The following is a 6,295-nucleotide window of genomic DNA, read 5'->3' on the forward strand; positions in this document are numbered from 1 at the left end:
GATGATGTTCTCGACCGAGTCGTCGTCGACCAGCGACTGCAGACGCCCCAGGCCGAACAGCGCGTCGAAGACCGCCTTGGCCAGGGCGTCCTGCTATCTGCGCCGCCGAACCGTTTCGACGGCGCAGATAGCCCGCACTCAACGGAGGTGGGTCGGGGTCGGGCTGGTTGCGGCTCTTGTTGTCGGCGGGTGTGCCTCCCGCGGGATCGACGACGGCGCGGGCGCGGGCGCGGCGCACGAGGGGACCATCGGGCTGCTGCTGCCCGAGTCGCAGACCGCCCGCTACGAGGCCTCCGACCACCCGACCTTCGTCTCCGTCACCGACCGCCGCTGCCCGGGCTGCACCGTGCTGTACGCCAACGCCGGGCAGGACGCCGCCGCCCAGCTGCAGCAGGCCGAGTCGATGCTCGCGCAGGGCGCCGAGGTCCTGGTGCTCGGCGCCGTGGACACCGTGGCCGCCGCCGGGATCATCGCGCAGGCCGAGCGGCTGGGTGCGCAGGTCATCGCCTACGATCGGTTCCTGGACGGCGCGGACTACTACGTGTCGTACGACTACGAGTTCATCGGCTTCCTGCTGGGTTCGGCCCTGGTCGGCGGGATCGCCGAGCGAGCGGACGACACGACGGACGACACGACACAGGACACAGCACAGGGCAGGACCGACGGCAGGACCGACGACCAGGCCGACGGCGGCCGACCGGGGGTGCTGCTGGTGCACGGGTCCGCGACCGAGCCCAACGCGCTCGCGATCGCGGCAGGCACCCGCCGCGCCCTCGAGGGAGAGGACATCGACGTGCTCGCCGAGTACTACACGCCCGACTGGAGCCCGGACAAGGCCACCGAGTGGACCGAGGCCATGCTCACGAGGTACCCGGGCCAGGTCGACGGCATCCTCGCCGCCAACGACGGCATAGCGGGCGGTGCGATCGCCGCGGCGAAGGCGGCAGGCCTCGACCCCGTGCCCGTCACCACCGGCCAGGACGGCGAGCTCGCCGCAGCTCCTGGCGCCCCGCGCGGTGGGCGCCGCCGACGTCGGGCACGTGATCGTCGACGGGCGCGTCTACTCCACCGACGAGATCTGCGTGCCCGCTTACGTGGCAGCATGCGAGCGCGCTGGCCTGATCGGACCGGACGCCGCTGCCGCTACCGCTGCCGACGCCGACGCCGCCGCCGCACCAGCACCCGCACGGGAGGCCGCCCGATGAGCGACCCGGTGCTGTCCCTGCGCGGCGTCTCCAAGCGGTTCGGCGGCGTGCGCGCCCTCGTCGACGTCGACGCCGACGTCCACGAGCACGAGGTGCTGGCCGTCGTCGGCGACAACGGCGCCGGCAAGTCCACGCTGGCCGGCGTGCTCGCGGGCGCCCACCGGCCCGACGAGGGCCAGGTGCTGCTCGACGGGCGCCCCGTGCTGCTGGACTCGCCCGCCGTGGCGCGGTCCCTCGGGATCGCCGCCGTGTTCCAGGAGCTGGCGCTCGTGGACGACCTCGACGTGGTCGAGAACGTGTTCCTCGGGCACGAGACCGTGCGCGGGCCGATCCTCGACGAGGTGGCCATGGAGCGCGAGGCCTGGCGCCTGCTCGACCAGCTCGCCGCCAGCGTGCCGGACGTGCGCGAGCCGGTCCGCACGCTGTCCGGCGGTCAGCGCCAGGTCGTCGCGGTGGCGCGGGCGCTGCTCGGCTCGCCGCGCGTCGTCGTCCTCGACGAGCCGACGGCGTCCCTCGGCGTGCGCCAGACCGCCGAGGTGCTCAACCTGATCGTCCGGCTGCGCGAGCGCGGGCACGCCGTCGTCCTGGTCAGCCACCAGGCGGGCGACCTGCAGGCCGTGGCCGACCGCATCCTCGTCCTGCGCCTCGGCCGCGTGCACGACGTGTTCGACGGCGACGCGTCGTACGAGGACCTGCTCGCCGCGATGACGGGCGCCGTGCGGCCGGGCACGCCCCACCGGCGGGTGCGGCGATGAGCGCGCCAGCAGGCCGCACCGGCGCCGGATCGTCCGGACCGTCCGGACCGTGCGGACCGTCCGGAGCGGGCCTGCCCGGCGCCGGGCTGCCCGGCGCCGTCTGGCAACGGGTGCGCGTCGGCAACGGCCTGCTGCCGATCGTCGCGGCGCTCGTGGGCATCTGGCTGGTCCTCGGTGCGATCAACCCCGCGTTCCTCGCGCCCGAGAACCTCGTCAACCTCACGCTGCAGAGCGCCCCCGTCGGCGTCATCGCGCTCGGCGTCGTGCTCGTGCTCCTGGTGGGGCAGATCGACCTGTCCGTCGGATCGCTGAGCGGTCTTGCCGCGGCGGTCGTCGCCGTCGGCTCGGTGACGCTCGGCTGGCCGGTGGCGCTCGCGATCGGTGCCGCGCTGGCCTGCGGGGTCGTGGTGGGGCTGGCGTACGGCGCGCTCTCGACCCGGCTCGGCCTGCCCAGCTTCGTGTTCACCCTGGCGGGGCTGCTGTTCCTCGCCGGGGTGCAGCTGCGCGTGCTCGGCCCGCTCGGCTCGATCAACCTGCCGTTCGAGTCGTGGTTCGTCCGGTCGGTGCAGCAGGGCTTCCTGCCGACCGGCGTCGCCTGGGCCCTGGTGGTCGCCGTGGTGGTCGCCTCCGCCGCGGTGCAGCTCGCTGCCCGTGCCCGACGGCGGCGCGCGGACCTCGCCTGCGCGAGCGTGCCGCAGATCGCCGTGCGCACGTTCGTCCTGGCCGCCGTGCTGTCGGTGATCGTCGCCTACCTGTACCTGGGCTCCGCGCGCGGGATCGGCTGGTCGGTGGTGCTGTTCACGCTGCTCGTCGTGGTCACGGACGTGCTGCTGCGCCGCACGCGGTGGGGCCGGTCGGTACGGGCGGTCGGCGGCGACCGGCGGGCGGCGACGCTGGCCGGCGTGCCGGTGCGCCGCACGGTGATCCTGTGCTTCGTCGCCTGCTCGACCCTCGCCGCGCTCGGCGGCGTGCTCGCGGCCGGCCGGCTGGGCGCCGCCAACCAGGGGACCGGGGGCGGCGACACCTACCTCGTGGCGATCGCCGCGGCGGTGATCGGCGGCACGAGCCTGTTCGGGGGGCGGGGCAGCGCGTGGTCGGCGGTGCTCGGCGTGCTCGTCATCCAGTCCATCGCCAACGGGCTCACGCTGATGAACGTGGACCAGGCGGCGCGCTACATGGTGACCGGGGCCGTGCTGCTGCTGGCCATCGTCATCGACATGCTGATGCGCAAGCGCCGGGAGGCCTGACATGATCCGTCGTCCGACGCTGGCCGTGGTCGCCGAGGCAGCGGGGGTGAGCCTGAAGACCGCGTCCCGGGTGCTCAACCGCGAGCCCAACGTGGCGGCCGCCACGCGCGAGCGCGTGCTCGACGCCGCCACCACGCTTGGCTTCCGGCGCAACGCCGTGGCCGCCGACCTCGCGCGCGGCGGGTTCTCCAAGCTGGTCGGGTTCATCACCGGGGACCTGGCCAACGAGTTCTACTCCGCGCTGGCCAGCGGCATCGAGCGGGAGCTCCGGGAGCACGGGCTGCAGCTGCTCACGGCGTCGTCGGACGAGGACCCCGAGCGGGAGGGGTCCCTGACGGGCGAGCTGCTCGAGCGGCGGGTCGGGGCGCTCATCGTCACGCCCGCCGGGGCCGACCACTCGTCGCTGCGGGCCGAGATCGCCGCCGGGCTGACGGTCGTGGTGGTGGACCGGCCGGCGGCAGGGATCGACGTCGACACCGTGGTCATCGACAACCGCGGCGGCACGCGGGCCGCCGTCGGGCACCTGCTGGCCCACGGCCACCGGCGCATCGCGTTCGTTGGCGACGAGCCCCACCTGTGGACGTTCCAGGAGCGCAGCGCCGAGTTCCTGGCCGTGATGCGCGACGCCGGCGTGCCCGACGCCGAGCGGTGGCTGCGCTCGGGCGCGCACGACGCCGCGGCCGCCCGGGAGCTGGTCGCTGAGCTGCTCGCGGTGCCAGAGCCGCCCACCGCCGTGCTCGCGGCGAACAACCGGGCGACCGTCGGCACCCTCCAGGCGCTGCGGGCCGTGCCGGGCGGCGACCGCGTGGCGGTCGTGGGCTTCGACGACTTCGAGCTGGCCGACCTGCTGGGCATCACCGTCGTCGCGTACGACGCCGTGGAGATGGGCCGGCTCGCCGCGGAGCTCGCCGTCGCGCGGTCCGCCGAACCCGACCGGGCGGTCGAGCTCGTCGTGCTGCCGACCCGGGTGCTGCCCAGGGGAAGCGGTGAGCGCCGACCCCGTTGACGACCCGTTGACGACCCCGTTGACACAGCCGGCCTGCATCTAGGTGCGGCTCTCGACAGCACCGTCGGCCGACGCCGTAGTCCACCATGTCCGTCGTCATCGCGCGGAGCGGCTGCGCCGCCAAGGTCCGCCTCGAGCAAGGACCTGGGCCTGGTTTCCACCCCGGAACCAGGCCCAAGGCCTTGCTCGAGGCGGACCTTTTTTGGGGCGCGACCGGGCGGGTGAAAAATGTGGACGGGGTCTGCGGGGGTAGGGGGTAGTACGCGCTGGTTTACGTAGTTTCCACACAGCGCGCTCCCAGCCGTTCTGGCGGCGGCGTGGCGTCAATACGCTCCCAGGCACACACGAGGTTTCCCAGGCTTGACGAGGAGCACACCATGTCACGATCCCTGAGAGCGTCCCGCCCTTTGATAGCGCTGTCAGCCGCCGCCTTCGTGGTCGGCACGGCGTTCACCGGTGCCGGTGTCGCGGGGGCAGCGCCGCCCCCGGAGACCCCGGCCGCGAGCCAGCCCGACGCCGACCGGCCCGACGCCAAGCTGCCCGAGGCCCAGGTCCGCGCGATGGAGCGCGACCTCGGCCTCACCCGGGCGGAGATCCCCGACCGACTTGCCCTCGACGCCGACGCGGCGCTCCTCGAGGCGCACCTGACCGCGGCGCTCGGCGACGCGTACGCGGGCACCTGGCTGCCGAAGGACGCTGACGCCCCGCGGGTCGCCGTCACCAGCACCGCCGCGGCCAAGGTGGCCGAGCGCGCCGGCGCCGACGCCGTCGTCGTCGAGCACAGCTTCGACGCGCTGACAGCGTGGAAGGAGTCCCTCGACGAGGTGGGCGCCCCCGACTCGGTGCACTCCTGGTACGCGGACCCGACCACCAACGAGGTGGTCGTCGAGGCGGCCGACGTCGGCGCGGCCAAGGCCATGATCGCCGACGCCGACCTCCCGACCGACGTCGTGCGCGTGGAGAAGTCCGAGGTGGCGCCCGAGCCCGCCCGCGACATCCGGGGCGGCGACGAGTTCCACAAGCCGCTCGGCAACGGGTACGTCACGCTCTGCTCGATCGGGTTCGCCGTGCAGGGCGGGTTCGTCACGGCGGGGCACTGCGGCAACGCCGGCGACCCGGTCAACGCGCCCGACGGCGCGGCGCTCGGCACCTACCGGGCGTCGGTCTTCCCTGGTCACGACTGGGCGTGGGTGGCGACGAACAGCAACTGGACCCCGACCCCGACGGTGAACAACTACGCGGGCGGCACCGCGACGGTCGCGGGCTCCGCCGAGCAGGGCATCGGCGCGACGGTCTGCCGGTCGGGCCGCACCACCGGCTGGCGCTGCGGCGTCATCCAGGAGAAGAACGTCACCATCAACTACGGCGACGGTGACATCCCGGGCATGGCGACGGGCTCCGCGTGCGCGGAGGGCGGCGACTCGGGCGGTTCGGTGCTGTCGGGCAACCAGGCGCAGGGCGTGACGTCGGGCCGGATCGGCGACTGCTCCTCGAACGGCCGGTTCATCTACCAGCCGCTGAACCCGATCCTGAGCACCTACGGGCTCCAACTGACCACCAGCGGTGGCGGCGGCGGCGGGCAGGCGCTGATCGGGCTCGCGGGCAAGTGCATCGACGTGCCGGGCTCCGACTTCTCGGACGGCAAGCGCCTGCAGCTCTGGACGTGCAACGGCAGCGCCGCGCAGCGGTGGACCTTCCACGCCGACGGCACGCTGCGCGCCGGGGGCAAGTGCATGGACGTGGCCTGGGCCAACACGGCCGACGGCACGGCGGTGCAGCTCGCGAACTGCAGCGGCAACGCGGCCCAGCAGTTCACGCTGAGCGGGGCGGGAGACCTCGTCTCCATCCTCGCCAACAAGTGCGTGGACGTGCCGAACAGCAACAGTGCGAACGGCACGAAGCTGCAGATCTGGACGTGCAACGGCACGGCCGCACAGAAGTGGCACGTGGGCTGACGGCTCGCGAACCGTCTTCGAGGCCTAAGTTTCTTCGCTTTGGGGGGGCGCCAAAGGGAATAAAATATGCGGCGAAAAAGAAGGGGGGGGGGGCCCGGGGGCGGCCCCGGCGGCTACAGAGGGCGAT

Annotated in this window: 4 protein-coding genes; all 4 read left to right on the forward strand. The window is 73.6% G+C overall.

Translation table 11 applies throughout. From position 1 onward, the window contains the following. On the forward strand, positions 1 to 1,960 hold a 1,960-nt coding region (locus AB0F40_RS27040; RefSeq protein ID WP_357475328.1), incomplete at its 5' end, for a substrate-binding domain-containing protein. Further along, the gene (locus tag AB0F40_RS27045) at positions 1,957 to 3,207 is read left to right on the forward strand and encodes a sugar ABC transporter permease (protein ID WP_357475330.1); all 1,251 of its coding nucleotides are present in this window, start codon (positions 1,957 to 1,959) and stop codon (positions 3,205 to 3,207) included. The genes AB0F40_RS27040 and AB0F40_RS27045, both read left to right, overlap by 4 nt. Position 3,208: 1 nt before the next feature. Then, a complete protein-coding gene (locus AB0F40_RS27050; RefSeq protein WP_357475332.1) occupies positions 3,209 to 4,213 on the forward strand; it encodes a LacI family DNA-binding transcriptional regulator in 1,005 nt (334 codons plus the stop codon). 377 nt (positions 4,214 to 4,590) lie between these two features. Continuing rightward, positions 4,591 to 6,168: a ricin-type beta-trefoil lectin domain protein gene (locus AB0F40_RS27055; protein WP_357475335.1), complete on the forward strand. Its 1,578-nt coding sequence runs from the start codon at positions 4,591 to 4,593 to the stop codon at positions 6,166 to 6,168. Positions 6,169 to 6,295 lie beyond the last annotated feature (127 nt).

It is taken from the genome of Promicromonospora sp. NPDC023987 (genome assembly GCF_040639055.1).
Lineage (GTDB): Bacteria > Actinomycetota > Actinomycetes > Actinomycetales > Cellulomonadaceae > Promicromonospora.